Origin of the sequence: Desulfopila aestuarii DSM 18488 (assembly GCF_900143695.1) — a bacterium.
Classification (GTDB): Bacteria; Desulfobacterota; Desulfobulbia; order Desulfobulbales; family Desulfocapsaceae; genus Desulfopila; species Desulfopila aestuarii.
In genome coordinates this window covers 44,929-62,156 of record NZ_FRFE01000029.1, presented here as the reverse complement: position 1 = coordinate 62,156, position 17,228 = coordinate 44,929, and the positions used below count along the sequence as shown (strand labels likewise).

Genomic DNA, 17,228 nt, shown 5'->3' with positions numbered 1-17,228 from the left:
AATGGGGCTATTGTCGATATTACCGTGAATGGGGAAGAGGCTGTGCAGGCTTTTCGAGTCGCCTTGCGCAAGCAGCAACCATACGACCTTATCTGTATGGATATCATGATGCCTATTATGGATGGACATGAAGCCCTGGTCGAAATTCGTGAGGTAGAGAAATCACTTGGGATAACTGGTCCTGAAGAAGTAAAGGTCATAATGCTTTCGGCAATTGATGATGCATCAACTGTTATGAAAGCCTATTACAAAGGGGGGGCTACTTCATATATTGTCAAACCAATTGACAGTGAACGACTGATTCTTGAAATGCAGAATATCGGTGTGATTGCATAAGGGTCGCTTGAAAAGATGCTCAATGTCCTTAGGTCATGTGGCAAAAATTCCTTACGGACGCTCGGGTGCCAGGAGTCATCGCCGCCTCAGGCGTAGAATTTCTGACAGTCATCAATTGTCCTGGTAAGTTCATGATCGACCCAAGCCACGATGAAACCGCTGTGCCAACGCGGATGCTGCCAAACGGCCTGCCAGTACTAGTCGATACTACCAAGCTATTGTCCATGGTGTGAGCGTGTTTACAAAAGATGAGCGGGCGTTTTTCGCCTGGCCACCATATCCATTTGCGGATAGCCATTGGGGCACGGTGGCAGGGTATCATAGCGAGCCTGGACATGATGTTGAAGATGCTCTGCAACATCCCGAAAGATCTCATCCTGGAAAACGACCCAGAGGGGAATGGTCAGACAGTATTCTCCATAACGTTTTCCCTGTGAGTTTCTGCTGAGGGCAAGGGCGTCCTGCGGCTCAAGAAAACCAATGCCGAGTCCTTGTGCTACCAGCTCCTTTCTTGACAAGTCCTGGGCCAGGATGGTCGATTGTGGTCGAATAGTATGGGCACGCCAGAATGCTTTCAAGGGATCCGCAAAAGGACAACCTTGGGTGTTGATAATCCAACACAGTTCGTTGAGGTCTGGCAGGTCGTCTGGCAAGTTTTGCGGTAGCATAAGCGGCAGCTGCACCTTGCGAATCAAAATTTTCTGTAGATGTTCTGGAATACTGCCAAAGGCCAGGCACAGGTCAAGTTCCTTTTTATACAGGAGGTCCAGCAGGTGTCCGGAATTGTGGTTTATAAGAACAATTTCACGGTTTGGATGATACTGCTCCAGCATGTTTTTCAATTGAAACAGCTGAAGAAAATCAGGAGCGATATTCAAGCCGAGCCTAAGAGGTGGTTTTTGCCGAGCAAGCCCATTAAGGCTGTCGATGTCTTTCTGGATACGTTCGGCGTACTTCCGCACTTGCTCCCCTTTTTCAGTAAGTATCATTCCTTTCGGGGTCCGGGTGAAGAGGGCTTGCCCGAAATGCTCCTCCAGCATCTTGATATGCTTACTTATTCCTGGGAGTGATATGTTCCGGATGACAGCTGCCTTTGAAAGCGACCCTGAATGGGCCACGGCCAGAAAGCTGTCAAGTTGATACAATTCCATTGCCGTTACCTCGCTGTTGTAAATCTCGACAGCCACATGGCATGGGCAGTCGGTCAAAATTCAGGACATTGGCTCTGTTGAAGTAACACCTTCACCATGAGTGAAACCCCACTTGCAAACCTTTGAAGTTCTTTTTCTCCCTGAGAAATCTATAGTACTCGTAAAGACTGGTAGCAACCAACGTAAATTACGAGGAGGGACATCATGCAGGAATTACAACAGGTTCAAAACGAAATTGTCTGGCTGGTGAAAATGTGGGCACCGCGGCTGGGGGAATTGGATGGGGAGATACTGACGGAAAAGAGAAACAGTCAGAACAGAACTGTCAAACAGATTGTCGGGCATCTGATTGACTCAGCATCCAATAATCTTCATCGAATCATCCATCTACAATATCAACAGTCTCCCCTCCAGTTTCCAGATTATGCCAACTTGGGAGTCAACGATACGTGGATAGCCATACAGAACTATCAGGCCGAAGAGTGGAAATTGCTTCTTCAATTCTGGCAATACGCCAATCTGCACCTGTCCCATGTCATCGGCAATGTAAATGGGGAAGCGCTGGAGAACATCTGGGTTTCAGCCCTTGGCGAAAATATTACGCTGTTTGATATGATTGTCGACTATCCAAGACATTTGAACCTTCATTTAAGAGAAATTTCCCAGCTTCTCGATTATGAGAAATGCGGTAGTGAGATTGAATACGGTGAGTTCGATAATCTCGCGCGAACAGAAGAAAAACAGCATCAGTTTTATCGAGATAAGCTCTCGTATGAGATTGATGCGTGGGATCTGGCTGAAATGATGAAGAGCGATGCGGATGTAGTTGTGATTGATGCCCGGTCAAAGGAGGCATATGAAGCGGAACACATAGTTACTGCCGTTAGTTTTCCTCACCCTACAATGACTTTTGCTTCAACGAGGGGACTCGATCCAGAAAAAACGTATATCACCTATTGTGATGGTATTGGCTGCAATGCTTCAACAAAAGGGGCGCTGAAACTTGCGCAGCTTAGTTTCAAGGTTCGAGAACTTCTGGGAGGCATGGACTGGTGGAAGCGTGACGGCTATCAGACAGAGGGGGCGGCGCCTCAATTTGACCGGGCAGTTGCATGCGGTTGCTCAGGATAGCCAGCCTCTGCTCTCATTCGTCACTCATGGCCGTTTGATGCAGCAGCGTGTCCAAGATGTGTGGCGGGCCGGGTTCCCTGTAGGGAATCCGGCCTTTTCTGTCTGTAGGAAAGTGTGAAGCCACGAGGTATTAATGCACTGGTTAAAGACATTGATCGCAGTATGCAACTTCTGAGAAACAAGCTCAATGGTAGGGTAATCATCCCATTTTAGATCTCGCCGTCGGTATTGGCCCGGTCACAATTGCTGATTATCTCGATCAGAACAAGATCGTCACTCATAGCAATGAAAATCAAAATCAAAGGACGGAATTTGATCAGTGGAGCGGTTCTTTCAAAAACAATGTTACAGAGTTATTAGTAGAAAAAGTATAGGGAATCTGTCAGGCACCGAAAGGGTCTCTGTTTTCCATGGCGCTTTTATGTTACCGCTGACTTCCAAATTCTCGCAGCTATCTGTCGATTTGATGGCCAACTTGGAAAAGATGCTATGCCGGCAGTTCAGCTTAATCTCCTTTTTTGCAAAAATAACTGACATTTAGAGCTATATCATTTTTTGCAGAACACCCACTCAAACTCGAACCGCGCTGCTCGCAAACGGTAGCCACTTGTGCAAGAAACATACGGATGATGCATAAAATACCATATCGTAAGTTCTTCTATGAAGAACTTCTCAAAATCTTCTCTTAAAGTTAAACAACTGCAATCCGTGGCTTAATCAGCGGATGAACCATCGGACAACTTGCGTCATGACAAAAAAATGGTGTATTATTTGGCTGCATTCAGATTAGGTGTTAAGTATATTTATCAATGGTTCAGATATCTTAATAAACCCGCTTAATCGGCCCCTGTTATAGCATCAAGTATTTGGTGGGCCTATTTTTATGTTATATTAGAGGCTTAGGGGGCGAGTTTTCAAGATCGACTACTCTATTACTAGAATCCATTTCATACAGAGGTTGCCATGAAAAATGCATTGCGCTGCTTTTCACATCTATTCATAGCATCGATTTTTTCGACCATGCTCTTTATTGATAACGTATCGGCTGAAAGTGACGCTTTGGATGAAGCCGATCTTTGGGCAGGAATTGCGGAAGATATCGATGAGGCTCCAGGGTATGAGGACCCAGCGGATAAAGATCGTAACTGGACAGTCAGCATAGGACTGAGCGGTGGCGTTTCCCCAGATTATGAGGGCTCAGACGACTACGATTTTGGATATGGGCCTAATATATCTGCCTCTTGGAGGGATATAATCTTTTACAAGGGGAAAACCTTAGGCGCTAATATCATAAATGATAAAAATTTCAAGACTGGTCCTATCCTGTCATGGGCATCAGGTCGTGATGAGGATGACAATGACAACCTGGATGGTCTGGGTGATATCGATAGTAGTGTCGAAGCAGGCGGATATGTTGCTTATCGCAAAGAAACCTTGCGATTTAGAGCCGAAGTACGGCAGGATATTGGTTCTGGCCATGATGGAGCGCTTGTGGAACTACAAGGCGGAACAACCCTGCCGTTTGAGAATCCTCGTGTATTCGTCGGATTAGGTACGACCTGGGCCAGTGACAAGTATATGGAAAGCTATTTTGGGATAAACTCTCGGCAGTCGGCAGCTTCAGGGTATGAGCGGTATAATGCGGAGTCAGGCATCAAGGATGTCAATGTCAGCATGACAGGCGGCTATTCAATCACCAATCGCTGGCGGATTGGTGGTATGCTTATGTACAAAAGGTTAGTAGGCGATGCGGCTGATAGTCCTATCGTTGAAGATAAAAATCAATTCATCATGGGGCTTGGTATCTCCTATCATATGGGATCCAAGAATCTCCAGGAAGAACAATAATACATAAATGGAGCGCGCCTTGTGTTGAGGCCTCACCTTGTAGGGGTTTGGATAACATCAGGTGTGATTATTTTCAATCCGCCGTCCGATTGAGTATGTACGAAGCACATACCGGTAAAGCACCATTCTTTTGATGTGACGATTATGGATGAGGGGTTGGCATGGTTGTGCGTGTGTATTTCCCTGAGAATTGGACTATGCTGAAGAATTACGAATGCCGATGACCATAAAAATGCAGCAAGCGAGACGCCCGCATCGTGATCCTTGAGATATTTACCAACCTCGTTATTATCTCCGGTGATAATCGAAATGACAGGAGTGTAGATTGCTGAGCAGGTTTTCTGCCCGTGGTCGAATCAGTGAGACAGTCCTAGCGCTGTGTATTTCATCTTGTGGATGGATTCGTAGCGATGTGTATGCCCAGTATCGGTTGTGATACTTCGGAAGTTCTTTTATCCTGATGCTTGGAAGGCAATACAGGTATAATCCCAGGGGCTAGAGCCAAGAATGTCGATGAGGCAGATAAATTCTTGGGAGGCTCGCGCAGGGAAAATATATTCAATTATTTTGAAGTGTAGTGACATGAAAGTCGGTTTTTTATTTAACCATTACTTTACCCACCAGATACCTCAGGCTGTCCCATTTGCCTTTGAATTGTCGAGGAAGTATCCGAAGATGGAGGTGGTGATTGCCTGCTCATCAGAGCAGGAGATGGCATTTGTCAGAGATATTGCATCGTTATACCCGCAACATAGATGTGAATTTCTGCTGTTGTCGGTGCCATTCTATTATAGCCTGATCGACCCGTTGCTATCGAAATGGGTCTTGATACGCAAGCGGCTTATTCTCCGAAATAATATGGATTTTTTCAAAAGTCTTGATGCGCTGGTGTCGCCTGAGCGCAATTGCCTGCAGCTCCGTACACGATACGGAATCCGAGATCTGATTATGATCCACACCCGTCATGGAGCAGGGGATCGCGAGGGTGGTTTTGATCATAAATCAGGGGCTTTTGATCTGACGCTCCTGCCAGGACAGAAGTATGTCGATAGGCTCACCGAACTCGGGATTCTGCATCATGGCAGGTATGCGGTCGCAGGGTGGCCAAAATTTGAAGTAATTCAGGGGCTTAAGCGGAAAATTCCTCGATGGTTCAATAATGACAGGCCGATCGTTGTGTATAATCCGCATTTTGACCAGCGGGTGTCTTCCTGGTCGACTTCAGGCCTGGACGTTCTTGATTTCTTTGCCGGCTGCACCGATTACAATCTTATTTTTGCCCCTCATGTCGTTCTTTTTAAGCGGGCTAAGCGGCATGGGGCCTATCTGCCGAAAAAATATCACACTATAGAAAATATCCATATTGATACCGGTAGCAGCGCATCAAGCGACATGACCTATATGCTGGCCGCCGACATCTATTTGGGTGACGTGAGCAGTCAGGTGTATGAATTTCTTATGAAGCCACGACCATGTATCTTTATCAACGGTCACGGCATTACATGGCGGGATAACCCCTTTTATCGGCATTGGGAACTGGGGCAGGTAGTCTGTGATGTACAAACTGAATTAGGGCAGGCCCTTGGTCAGGCATCTGTAAGCCATCCGGCATATCTCCAAAAACAGCAGAAAGCATTCAACTACACGTTCCATACCGAATCGAATACCACGGCGGCAGAACGCGGGGCGGATGCAATCGCTCATTTCCTGCAAAATCGTTGACGGCGCTGAAACTCATCGTTTTGGCTCGGCTCTATTTTACTCCCCCCCGGCGAAAGAGTTGCAGTGAAAGCGCAAACATGGCGAGAACGGGATGTTTTTTTAAGAAGGGACTTACCTCTACCCGGACTCCCGTATGGCGGTGAATCTTCCATGTGATATATTCCACGCCACCATCAAAGGTTAAAGTTCCCTTGATCAGCCTTGCTATCGAAAGCATCTTGCCCTGTATTATTCGTAATGCCCAACTCAGATTGGCGGAAAACCGTACAGCAGACGGAATGTCGGCGATGTAGCGGTCAGGATCGTGACCAGGATGAGGTCTTACTGTATAGGATATGCCGTCGAAGGCGTGGCGGGTAACTGCCGTAAAATATTCCGGTTTGCTGTCAAATAAACGGACCTGCATGTTCGCCTGCTCTGGTCGTAATTCGGAGCGATAGGTGAGTTCGAGCCCTTTCTGCCAGAGTTCCCGGATGGAGAAATCCTGTTCGAGAGAAGGCAGGACCCGGCCAACAAAGGTGATGACAGCCTGGGCGAAGGCTCTGTTGACGATCTCTGCAACTGTGCTGTCTCGTTCCCATACCAGGAGTGTCGGCTGACAAAACCGGGCCCATAGGTAGGAGTGGAACCAGGCTCGGGAGGTTCCTTTTAATAAGTCATCCAAGGACAGAATAGCATATTTGGCCCTCACAGTCTGTTGTCCATATGGGACTTCCATATAGAAAACGTTTGGTGGCAGCAACCGGTTGAGCAATGCATGCATGGTGGTGCGGTTCACTGCATCATAGTCTTTGACCAGGATGTACAGATCAAAGAGCCCCTCAAGGTCTTCTTTCTTGTGGAGACAGGAGCCGTAAAACAGGATGCCCTGCACTGCGTCACTGTAATCCGAGAGAAGGCGTTGTACCAGGAGCTCGACGGCCGGGGACGGCTGGCACCGGTAGCTCTCTTGAATTGTTGACAGAAGTTTTGGTGGAATAGTCTCGTTCATATCCGGATAAAGGTCGCTTCTCCACCGTATTGCAATACAGTTGGATGTTTACTGGATTGTGGGGTGTACATCTCTCCATCGAGGACGACGCTGTCCATGAGATGCAGTGCCACCTCATGGCCATTGCTGGAATAGTAGCCGTTTTCAGCGGTGCCTGTTCGCGTCATGCGGTTGAATGCCAGAAAAGGAAGCACCCACGGCATGTATCGTGCCTGCGAGGTGATGGCAGTGGATCGCAGTGGTCCGTTTTCACTTCCCCAGAAAGGGTTGAGACCGAAAATGAGCCCGTTCAGGGTGCTGGCCAAAAAAAGGATATAATCGTCGCGTGGGGTGAGATGTCCATCCCGGTTTATGGTCATTGACGTCAGGCCGGCAAAGTTTTTCCGCTTTCGGATAAGCGCCCAGAGAAAACGGCCAATGGTCATGCATATCCCAGGAAAACCACCAAATATATTGTTGTGAAGGTGTTGGTGATAGTAGCTGGTGGCCTGGGTAATGCAGCCAGCACCGAAGAACATTCCATATTTTGGCTCGTGGCCAGGTACAAGCAGGCGCAAAACAGGCCGCTGAATCCTGCCAATAGTGCCTTTGCCGGTTTCGGCCCATTGGAGTAGCCGCTTAAATGCCTCCATCTGGTCGCCATTGATTCCAACATCTCCGGCGATCATGTTGGTTGTGCCCCCCTTGAGCACCATGAGTTGCGGAGGAGTGACAAAAGGGGTGGCATCGTGGCAGAGAATGGTCAGAACAGCTTGAATCGTTCCATCACCGCCATTCACAGCCAGAATATCTATTCCAAGATTGGCGAAATAGAGAAGGGCATCATGTATTTCTTCTATTGTCGTGGCATCTTGCCGTATGACCTCCGGGTATTCGTCAATGACGATGGACAGCGATTCAGGTCGCCGACGGTTTTTTCCGCTCAGTGGATTGGTGAGTAGCCCGATGCGCGAGATGGCATTTGATGACGATTGCGGCGAGGTCATTTTTTCCCGTAGAGCCGGACAATGCCTGGCAGGTTTTGCTACTTTTTGAAGTGTTGGGTAAACAGCCGGGCTGCACGTGACGTGTTGTACCGAGGGCTGTCGACATCTGCCAGCCAGGATCTGAGCGTACCTGCATGATAGCGTGACCAGCCAGCCATGAGCAACCTTCCCACGAGAAAGAGACTGGTTGTGACTGTCCAGAACGTCACAGCCAGAAGACCGATTTCCGGACGCCCCACAAGAATACTCAAGGTCAACAGAATCAAGTTGGGATTTCGCCTGGCGGTGATCAGGCGGAAATAGGCATCGATCGGCTGCCAGCTGAAGATGCTGAAGCTGCAACCAAGCAGCCAGTTAAACGAACCCTCGACCAGGCGACCGGCAATATAGCCCAAAAGCATGGCGTACAATACGGTTGATAAAGGAAAGGTGAGGCCGGACAGCTGGGCGGTGGTGAGTCCCAACCCCCAGAGAATATACCAGACAGGGGGATGGATCAGGTCTATGAGGTGATCAAAATAGTGACCGAATTTGCTTGATTGCAAGGTGACGCGTGCCAGTTTGCCATCTACAGTGTCGAGATAGGTCATTAACCAGCCGGCCAGCAGGCCCAAGCCATACTGTCCTTTGATAAAGCAGAGACCAGAGATGATAACCAGAACCAGGCTCAGCAAGGTGACATGGTTGGGGCGGATATTCCAACGTACACAAAGGCCGACCGCCCGGCGGGCTGGACGAGGCCAGGCCCACTTTGTTACGAGGTCGGTGATTCCTTTATAGGACCAGTCAAAGAGTCGCTTCTCCAACTCCTCCTTGTTTTCTGAGGTGATGGGGAGTAGAAATGGAGGCTCAGATTTGTGGAGTTTTTCCTGATAGGCGATTGAAGTAGTGGCCGGGGTCTGAGAGAGAAAGTCGGAGAGGGAATCAATGCCCGCTTTTCCTTCTATGACCGTCATGGCCTGTGCGGCAGAATGCGCGGGGGAATGTATGGCAACAATGTCGTTGCGCTGGTCACCGCTGTGAAGAATTATTTTCGGTGTTTTGGCCAGATACTCTATGAGCCGATCGTCAAAGAGATAATCACCCCGGACGATCAGGACTGAATCGTTGGTATTCAGGCTGTCGATGGACACTTCAAGTTGTTGCACGCCGCTCTTCTTGAGAATCCGTCCTATACGGTCGGCTGAAGTCAGCCCCCAGAGCTTTTCAGGACAGGGCTGGAAAAAATACACAAAATTACTCATGATAATGTTTTTTCCCGGTATGTGGTGGTGCGGCGGAAATTACGGTTTGCACCATTCTATTTATTTGTGTTGATTGAACTTCAATGACAAGCTCTTCTTCCTTTTATTCCGAGCGGATATCAGACCATGTTGCCCATGATGCGGCCAGCGGGAAACGTTGTCTGCTTGCACATTTTTCCGATCTGCATTTTGCTTGTGTTTCCAGCATGCAACCACATGATTTTATAACAAAAAGATTGCTCGGATATCTTCGATGGAAGTTAAAGCGTCAAGCCGGACACAATGCAAAGCTTCTTACCATCCTGCGCCGTGATTTGCAAAGAACAAAACCGGATCATACCGTGATCACAGGAGACATGACCCATTTGGGACTTCCCGCTGAATTCTCAATGGCCCGTGATTGGCTGAAGGCTCTCGATTCGGCGGACAGGGTCACCGTCGTTCCCGGCAACCATGATGCCTATATCAGGACCAGATGGCATGATAGCTTTGCCTGCTGTCTGGACTATATGGTTGCCGACCCTCCAACCCAACCGACTTTGCCGGATAGCCTGGAGGATCTGTATCCTATTCTGCGGGTACGTGACCCAATTGCCCTGATCGGCATCAATACGGCACGGCCAAGCAGTCTGCATCTCGCCACGGGGACAATTGGCGACCGTCAGTTGGAAAAACTGGAGATGATTTTGCGAGATCTTGCCGGTCAACAGCTTTTCAGGATACTGTTGCTTCACCATCCCCCTATGCAGGGCGTAGTGAGCCGTCGCAAACGTCTTACTGACATGGACGCATTGCAGATGCTGCTGCAACGGTACGGTGTTGAGTTGGTGCTTTTTGGGCATGCCCATGAATCGGTAAGGCTGAGCCTCAATACGGCTGCAGGTGTTATTCCGGCTATCGGTGCTCCATCAGCCTCCTCGGTGACTCGTCAAAAAGGACGGTTGGCGAGCTATTTCCTATATGACGTGACGATGTCTTCACAGAAAACCTGGCAGCTGAGGATGAAGGAACGTTTTTTTTCGGGAGAAGAGCTCGGGTTTATTGATGGGAAAATAGACGATTATTCGTTTCCTGTTCAACGAGGATAACTGGTCTGGGGTTTTGCCCCTGTCAGCGGACGTTGCGCAATCGGGTAAGGGCGATGCCGGAAATAAGCAGGACGGGGAGCAGGGCGGTGATGCCAGGGGGCAGGTTGAGTAGCATACCCCATTGGATGAGGATTTGATCAGAAAAGTAGAGAATGATGCCGGACAATGTGCCAGAGGTTATACGATACCCAGCGCTGACACTGCGCGTTGAACCAAAGACAAAGCTGAGCGACAGCAGAACCATGGCCCCTGTCGTTAAGGGAATCGTGAACTTGCGCCACAGGGCGATCTTGTATTGATCAGGATTCTGGCCGCTTTGCCGTAACGCTTCGATATAGCGGACAAGATCAGGGGTGGAGAGGCTGTAGGGCGGTAACTCCAGAACTCTGACCTGATCAGCGCTGAGGAAGAATTCCAGTGCCAACTCCTGCCGGCGTGTTGTTGTCACTTCATTGTTGGCAACGGTCTTTTCGGTGATACCTGTAAGATTCCAGCTGCCATCGTTTCCCAGGTGGCCATTTTCAGCATGAATAAAGCTCTGCAGGTTCCCGGTTTTGTCAAAACTGAAGAGGGAAATGTCAGCAGCTAACCCATGGCTCAACATCTTGTCTACGTGGACATACCGTTCACCGCTACGTGCCCAGAAGCCCTGCCTGGTGAGCGTGATGTCGGTTTCAGACAACGCCTGCGCCCTCGAATTACGAGCCATCTGCTCCATGCCTGGGACTAACAGTTCTGCCAAAATACCAGCTAGCACCATGAGTACCATGCCGGTTGCCAGGGCTGTGCCACCTATACGACGAGTCGAAACACCTGAAGCCTCCATGGCGACAAGTTCTCCGTGATCGGCCATCATGCCCAAGGCGAGAAGACCGCCAAGCAAGGTGCTGATGGGCATCAGGTCGAGCAAGCGTTTGGGAAAGGTAAGAGCGACAAACTGAAGTGCGTCCGACAGATGGTAGCTCCCCTTGCCGACATCGTCGAGCTGGGTTATCAGTTCAAGGAGACTGAACAGTGTGAGGAGAATCGTGGCGATGAGCGTAAAATGGCGGAGAAAGCTTCTGCCGATGTAAAAATCGAGTATGCGCATCGTGAAGATTACCGCTTTCGCTTGAAGGGGAAAAAAAGTGGCTGCAATAAAAGTACCCAGACCAAGGTGGCCAGCAGTAGCTGTCCCCACCAGATTCCCGGCAGTGCGGCGATAACACCTTGCGCCATCCACTTTTTGGTGAGTACACTGAAATTATAGTACACAGCAAATATTCCTATTGCCCCAAACGTGTTGGCATATTTGCCCTGTCGGGGGGCTGAACGGCTTAGGGGAATGCCGAGAAGGGCGAGCAGTATAATCGACAACGGGGCCGTGAGGCGCCATTGGAGCTCAGCTCGTTCTTCAAGGTTGCTTGAGTGGAACAATGTTTTCGTTGCGGCCGCCTTTACTTTGTATTCCTGCTCGATAATCTGCTTTGGCTCAAGCGGCATTGCCGAACTCTCGAACTCGAAGATCAAGCCATTGTCGTTGATGTTGGAAAATTCATAGAGATGGCCTCCTTGAAAGAGCAGGACCGGTTTGCCGGTAGTTTTATCGCGGTACTGTATCGCCTGGTCGGAGTAAATGAGTCGCCGCGAATTGGCTCGTTGTGTTTCAATAAAGATTTGACTGGCTTGGTTTCTCTGTTGGTCTATTTTCCCTGCGAAAATTGTTCGGTTGCCAGTTTTGTAAAATTTGCCCTCTGTCATTCTGGACAGATCAAAATTCGCTTCCGCTTCCGCTTTGATCTGGAAGAACTGGTGCCAGGCCCACGGGCGAAGAAAGAGAGACAGGCATGCCACAAGCATGCTGCCGGCGAGGGCGACAAGAAAAACCGATTTGATCACCCGTGTTATGTTGATGCCGCAGGCAAACATGGCAACGAGTTCGGCGTCCCTGTAGAGGCGGCTGAGCGCGATCACTACAGAAAAGAACAGCGCTGTCGGTAGCAGCACTTCAAGGGCAATGACAATTCGGAGAAGAATCAGCTGAAAGACCGAAGAACCTGGCAGCAGTCCCTGGATTGCATCTTCACCGTAACGGGTAGAGATGTAGCAACCGAAAATGCAGACCAGCACTGCACAAATGGTTGCAGCAGGTTTAAGTATCTCACGAATGATATAGCGCTGAATGATCACGCTATTCCCGTGGCCTGCAAGACCAGTAGGTTACAGCATTGCTCCGGACTGTCTGCTTTTTAGAATGCCACAGCTTCGTGTAGATCATATGCCTCCACATTGATATCGGAGATGGCTTTTGGGTGGAAACCTGCAACCACTTTGGCAGCCTCCTGCAGGTCTGCAGGGCAGTCGACTTCACACCAGCGGAGCCCTTTGATAGAACAGGTCAAAACTGTGTTTTTCTGGGCGATTGCATCGATAACTGAAAGATACCAGCGGTTCAATGCCTGGGGTTCGGCCATGGCATTTTCCAGCTCTTTGTGAAATGTTGCCGGGCCATTCCCACGAAAAAGGATCATACCAATGGATTCACCATGAGTTTCATCAGTTGAGAGTTTCTTGCCGATCCTGATGAGCTGGTCCTGATCCAAGCTGACTTTCATGTCATCCGCATCATAACGATCTTTGTGATTGATTGTCACGGTGATCGGACTGGCTGGTGATGTGAGTAGTTTTTTCAGTACTGCGGCTTCAAACAGGGTGTCACCATTAAGAAGAATGAAATCTTCATTCATCTTTTCACGAACTGACCAGCAGCTGACCAGGTTGTCGGTTGTGGCATAATCTGGATTATAGAAGGTGCTAATAGCCTGCGGCTTGTCATTGTTCTCAAGAAGAGCTGTAACCTTGTCGGCACCATAACCTGTGACGACAGTTATCTCACTAATGCCGCATTTTACCAATTCGTCGATCTGCCACTCCAAAATTGCTTTACCCGAGACCTTTACAAGGCATTTTGGGAGATCAGCAGTGAATGGCAACAAACGTTTGCCCTGCCCGGCACTTAAGATAATTGCCTTCATTTACAGCATCCTTTTCTGTTGTCGTTTTTGCCCATCATGATGAACTCAGCCCCTCTTCATACATGGTTTTCAGAATGCATGCAGAGTGGCATGGGGGTATAGTCTAGTTATGTTGGTAGGTGATTGGAGTGCCCCAGGGAGTATGTGTCAGTGACTGACCTGGCGAAGAAATTTCGAGTCTTATTCAACGTGGCATACTTGCCGAATTTGAAAAAATAGCAGCTAAGGATGGCATTTGCTGGCATCATGAAGTCTCATATTGTGTCTCTAAGCTAACTCGATTTTCGGTGGATCCATTCTCTTTTCAGCATGCAGAATTCTGCAGCAGTAATAGCAAATATGATATGAGGAAGCCAGTTTTTTCTCTTATATGGCCACTCACAATACCTGGAGGGTAACGGACACAATGTCTTACACTATTGCGAGGTGTATTCGGCAGGGTCTTTCAGCTTGTTGCCAGGATGCTGTTGTGGTAGTCTCGCAGCTCTCTATTTTTTTATGATCATCTGTGGTCAGATGTATACCTGCCAAAAGAGAGGGCGATGTAGCTGCACACGTTCAGCTGTGACAGCAAAGCAATTGCCGGAGAGGCGCACGTAAGCAATGGCGGCTCATGACTCTCCCCAATTTTTGTGAACATGAGTGTACACCTTATGCAAAAGTTTACACCTGGCAAAATTAAGCAAGCGAGCAATACGGTTAGCATTGAGGACGGTTTGCAGATTGTGCAGGTTGACAGCCGAAAGACTCGTGATGCTTTTATCAATCTCCCTTGGGAACTCTATGCGGATGATCCCAAGTGGGTTCCGCCGTTGAAGCTCGAGCGGAGCATGCAACTTTCCCCTAAAAATCCTTATTTCGAGCATGCGACGTGTTGCTTGTGGATTGCGCTCCGCGACGGCAAGGTGGTCGGACGGATAAGCGGTCAGGTCGACCAGCTGCACCTGGAGCGATACCAGGACGCAACCGGTTTTTGGGGCCTGCTTGAGGCTGAAGATAGAGCCGAGACATTTCAGGCGCTATTGCGTACAGTGGAATCATGGTTGCGTGAGAAGGGGATGACACGATCTCAAGGGCCATTTAACCTGTCAATAAATCAGGAATGCGGCCTATTGGTCAATGGTTTTGAAACCCAGCCCTCGATGATGATGGGTCATGCCCGGCCCTATTATGGTGAGAGGGTTGAGCAATGCGGTTACTCGAAGGTTAAAGATTTATTGGCATACATGATTCACGGAGATGTAGCGCCATCCGCCTCACGGAAAAGGATTATTCGTACCACCGCAAACCGTATAACGACCCGGACGTTGAGAAAGTCCAAATTCGATGAAGATCTGGATATTGTGTTTTCCATTTTCAACGATGCCTGGTCTCGGAACTGGGGCTTTCTTCCTTTCACGGAGGCTGAATTTTCCCATCTTGCCAAGGATCTGAAACTATTGATCAATGACAAGTTTGTCCGGATTGCCTATGTCGATGATGCACCTGCTGCATTCGTTGTTCTGCTCCCGAATCTTAACGAGGTTATCCACGACTTGAATGGCTCCCTGCTGCCTTTTGGCTGGTTGAAGATGCTCTGGCGCCTGAAAGTCAAATCACCGCGGAGCGGCAGGATACTCCTGATGGGGGTCAAGACCAAATATCATGAGACTCTTCTGGGTGCGGCACTTGCATACCGGGTGATCAACGACATGCAGAGCGACGTGGTCCGATACGGTATGGAAGATATAGAGCTTTCCTGGATACTTGAAGATAATATCGGTATGAGGGATATAATCGAGGATTTTGGTGGTACTGTTTATAAAACCTATCGAATCTATGGCAGGGATATTTAAGATGGGGTCCCATGCGTAGCATAGGGCAGTCTTTTTCGGCAATTGTCCTCGCGGCTGACAGGGAAGCGGAGAATCCGGTGGCTGCCGCTGCCGGTGTTCGTTGCAAATCGCTGGCTTCGGTGAACGGGATTCCCATGATATTCAGGGTCTTGGGTGCACTTTCTGCTTCTGGGAAGATTGACAGTGTGCTTCTTTGCGGTCCTCCTGGTTCTATTGTCAAAGAGGAACGGGAACTTGATGACTATCTTACGTCCGGTCAGGCCGACTGGATGGAAAGCCAGGCCACTCCAAGCTTAAGTGCGTACGAGGCGCTGAAATCACAACCGGCGGACAAAGCTGTGTTGTTGACGACCAGTGATCATGCCCTGTTGAGTCCCAGGGTAGTTACGTATTTCTTAGATGAAGCAGAGAAATCGGGATGTGATGTGATTGCAGCGGTAGCCAGACGTGAAACGGTCATGTCCGCGTACCCGCAAACCTCGAGGACGGCCTACAGATTTCGGGATGGAGCCTACTGCTCCTGCAACCTTTTTGCATTCATAACCCCGCAATCCAGAACTGTTCCGTCGTTCTGGCGGCAGGTTGAGCAGCAACGTAAGAATCCTTTCAAGGTGATCTCCATTCTCGGCTGGCTGACTGTCTTTCGTTATTTGGCAGGACGGCTGACACTTTCTGATGCAATGGGACAGTTGTCACAACGACTAGGTTGTAGGGCCGGAGTTGTTGTTATGCCATACCCAGAGGCAGCCATAGATGTCGACTCCGCGGAAGACTTGCAACTCGTTCGACAAATAGCTTTGCATAAATGATGAACGTCTGACTTATTTGTCAGAGTAATCAATCTGTTATCTGGTTTAATTCACCTCCAGGTCCCCAGGATACTTCATGGAGATCCAGTACCAGCCGGCCGATGCTCTTATTTGTTCCCTGGATTTTCAGTGGCAGGCGGGTGTCTCGGTCCATGGCGATCCGGATGTCATTGTTCAAACCCACAAAAGAAAATGTTTCCGGCTCTTCGTTTGCTGTTGGGATCGTCTCCACAGCGATGTCGTAGACGAGCGGAAGTGTCTCCCTTTTCACCGTGATGTTTTGTGAAGCAGAACGACTGCGGTAGGATACTGATAGTGGTTTGCTGTTTGCCAGAGTGATTGAGAGGCGGTGCAGCTGTTTCTTGCCAAAGACGCATATCGTGAAAGGTTCCTGATTTTGAGCTGTAGTTCGGTTAGACAGAAGGTAGAGAAGAAGAGAAGAGTCTAATATAGTACCGCAGTTGATGCTCTGTTGCGGGTATGGATAAAAAGTTGCGGTTTTTCGTGTCCACTTCTCTGGGGAAAGATTTTTCTCCTTTCCATTTGCCGGCATAATTCTATATCTTTGCACTCCTTTTTCCTGCCAGAAGTATACCTTGGCCCATTTCTCCGTACCATTATCCATGATGCGATTTCGCTGATATGGGAGCAGGTTCTCCTCGTTGAAAATCGTGCTCTCCTTGTAGTGGGTTTCGCCCAGAAACGCACCTTGAGCAGCAAAGTCAACGGTTAGCTGCATACGGTGCTCGTTTACTGTTGAGTCATCAGGCAGATCTTTTGCCAATGAACTGAAGGGAGTTTCCACAGTGACGGAGTCAAGAAAGATCTTTACCTTGAGTTTGGCCAGAAGGGTTGAAGAGGTAAATTGGAGCCCCCGCCAGAGGCTCGTCTCCCGCGGTAGTGCTCCGTGGCTATTTTGCTCCTGGGCGTAGGAGGGATGAGGGGTAATACACAAGATAACCAGTAAACACGTTGTAATAAGGAGAGAAGAGGGTGATGACATGGCCAGTTTCCTGTTTTTTGGCTGGTGGAATATGCTTGTATTTGTTATGTAGTCAAAGGGAAAATTAACT

Annotated in this window: 17 protein-coding genes; 9 read left to right on the top strand and 8 right to left on the bottom strand. The window is 48.9% G+C overall.

Annotated features, from left to right (window positions below; all coding sequences use genetic code 11):
• A partial coding sequence (locus BUF15_RS21025) for a response regulator (protein WP_073615682.1) occupies window positions 1–336 on the top strand: 336 nt, incomplete at its 5' end.
• A 65-nt stretch (window positions 337–401) separates the two neighbouring features.
• On the top strand, window positions 402–569 hold the full coding sequence (locus BUF15_RS27190) for a hypothetical protein (protein WP_159441343.1): 168 nt from the start codon (window positions 402–404) through the stop codon (window positions 567–569).
• Window positions 570–575: 6 nt separating this feature from the next.
• Here the strand turns inward: BUF15_RS27190 and BUF15_RS21020 are convergent, their stop codons facing one another.
• Window positions 576–1,487, bottom strand: coding sequence for a LysR family transcriptional regulator (locus BUF15_RS21020; protein WP_073615681.1), 912 nt, complete (start codon window positions 1,485–1,487; stop codon window positions 576–578).
• A gap of 696 nt (window positions 1,488–2,183) precedes the next feature.
• On the opposite strand from BUF15_RS21020, the gene BUF15_RS28450 reads away from it, so the two are divergent.
• The 4 genes from BUF15_RS28450 to BUF15_RS21000 all read left to right on the top strand — a co-directional run bounded on the left by BUF15_RS28450 (window position 2,184) and on the right by BUF15_RS21000 (window position 6,188).
• Window positions 2,184–2,618 (top strand): rhodanese-like domain-containing protein, encoded by a 435-nt coding sequence (locus tag BUF15_RS28450; protein ID WP_073615691.1) that lies wholly within the window; start codon window positions 2,184–2,186, stop codon window positions 2,616–2,618.
• Window positions 2,619–2,824: 206 nt separating this feature from the next.
• On the top strand, window positions 2,825–2,992 hold the full coding sequence (locus BUF15_RS28445; protein WP_084554318.1) for an ABC-type transport auxiliary lipoprotein family protein: 168 nt from the start codon (window positions 2,825–2,827) through the stop codon (window positions 2,990–2,992).
• A gap of 589 nt (window positions 2,993–3,581) precedes the next feature.
• Window positions 3,582–4,466 carry a MipA/OmpV family protein gene (locus tag BUF15_RS21005; RefSeq protein ID WP_073615680.1) on the top strand — a complete coding sequence of 295 codons (885 nt, stop codon included), beginning with the start codon at window positions 3,582–3,584 and terminating at the stop codon, window positions 4,464–4,466.
• A gap of 582 nt (window positions 4,467–5,048) precedes the next feature.
• Window positions 5,049–6,188 (top strand): hypothetical protein, encoded by a 1,140-nt coding sequence (locus BUF15_RS21000; RefSeq protein WP_084554312.1) that lies wholly within the window; start codon window positions 5,049–5,051, stop codon window positions 6,186–6,188.
• Between the two features lie 31 nt (window positions 6,189–6,219).
• Here the strand turns inward: BUF15_RS21000 and BUF15_RS20995 are convergent, their stop codons facing one another.
• From BUF15_RS20995 to BUF15_RS20985, 3 genes are read right to left on the bottom strand one after another with little or no spacing between them, the layout of a single operon-like run.
• Window positions 6,220–7,179, bottom strand: a complete 960-nt coding sequence (locus BUF15_RS20995; RefSeq protein WP_073615679.1) for a hypothetical protein — start codon at window positions 7,177–7,179, stop codon at window positions 6,220–6,222.
• A complete protein-coding gene (locus BUF15_RS20990; protein WP_073615678.1) occupies window positions 7,176–8,165 on the bottom strand; it encodes a diacylglycerol kinase family protein in 990 nt (329 codons plus the stop codon). Before BUF15_RS20990 ends, BUF15_RS20995 begins: the two co-directional genes overlap by 4 nt.
• 38 nt (window positions 8,166–8,203) lie before the next feature.
• Entirely contained in the window at window positions 8,204–9,409 is a 1,206-nt protein-coding gene (locus BUF15_RS20985; protein ID WP_073615677.1) for a CDP-alcohol phosphatidyltransferase family protein, read from the bottom strand.
• An 83-nt stretch (window positions 9,410–9,492) separates the two neighbouring features.
• Here BUF15_RS20985 and BUF15_RS20980 point away from each other — a divergent pair, with 83 nt between their 5' ends.
• Window positions 9,493–10,497: a metallophosphoesterase family protein gene (locus BUF15_RS20980; protein ID WP_073615676.1), complete on the top strand. Its 1,005-nt coding sequence runs from the start codon at window positions 9,493–9,495 to the stop codon at window positions 10,495–10,497.
• Between the two features lie 22 nt (window positions 10,498–10,519).
• Here BUF15_RS20980 and lptG read toward each other — a convergent pair whose 3' ends face one another.
• The 3 genes from lptG to BUF15_RS20965 are packed head-to-tail and all read right to left on the bottom strand — an operon-like array spanning window position 10,520 to window position 13,511.
• Complete coding sequence (gene lptG / locus BUF15_RS20975; RefSeq protein WP_073615675.1) at window positions 10,520–11,587, bottom strand: LPS export ABC transporter permease LptG; 1,068 nt, start codon at window positions 11,585–11,587, stop codon at window positions 10,520–10,522.
• An 8-nt stretch (window positions 11,588–11,595) separates the two neighbouring features.
• The gene (lptF, locus tag BUF15_RS20970) at window positions 11,596–12,666 is read right to left on the bottom strand and encodes an LPS export ABC transporter permease LptF (RefSeq protein ID WP_073615674.1); all 1,071 of its coding nucleotides are present in this window, start codon (window positions 12,664–12,666) and stop codon (window positions 11,596–11,598) included.
• Window positions 12,667–12,725: 59 nt separating this feature from the next.
• Window positions 12,726–13,511 (bottom strand): phosphocholine cytidylyltransferase family protein, encoded by a 786-nt coding sequence (locus BUF15_RS20965; RefSeq protein ID WP_073615673.1) that lies wholly within the window; start codon window positions 13,509–13,511, stop codon window positions 12,726–12,728.
• A 653-nt stretch (window positions 13,512–14,164) separates the two neighbouring features.
• Between BUF15_RS20965 and BUF15_RS20960 the strand changes: the two genes are divergently transcribed.
• Together BUF15_RS20960 and BUF15_RS20955 are read left to right on the top strand one after the other, a co-directional pair.
• On the top strand, window positions 14,165–15,346 hold the full coding sequence (locus tag BUF15_RS20960; protein WP_073615672.1) for an N-acetyltransferase: 1,182 nt from the start codon (window positions 14,165–14,167) through the stop codon (window positions 15,344–15,346).
• Window positions 15,347–15,357: 11 nt separating this feature from the next.
• Window positions 15,358–16,155: a nucleotidyltransferase family protein gene (locus BUF15_RS20955; RefSeq protein WP_073615671.1), complete on the top strand. Its 798-nt coding sequence runs from the start codon at window positions 15,358–15,360 to the stop codon at window positions 16,153–16,155.
• Window positions 16,156–16,183: 28 nt separating this feature from the next.
• On the opposite strand, the gene BUF15_RS20950 is transcribed toward BUF15_RS20955, so the two are convergent.
• Entirely contained in the window at window positions 16,184–17,158 is a 975-nt protein-coding gene (locus BUF15_RS20950; protein WP_073615670.1) for a hypothetical protein, read from the bottom strand.
• Between the last annotated feature and the right edge of the window lie 70 nt (window positions 17,159–17,228).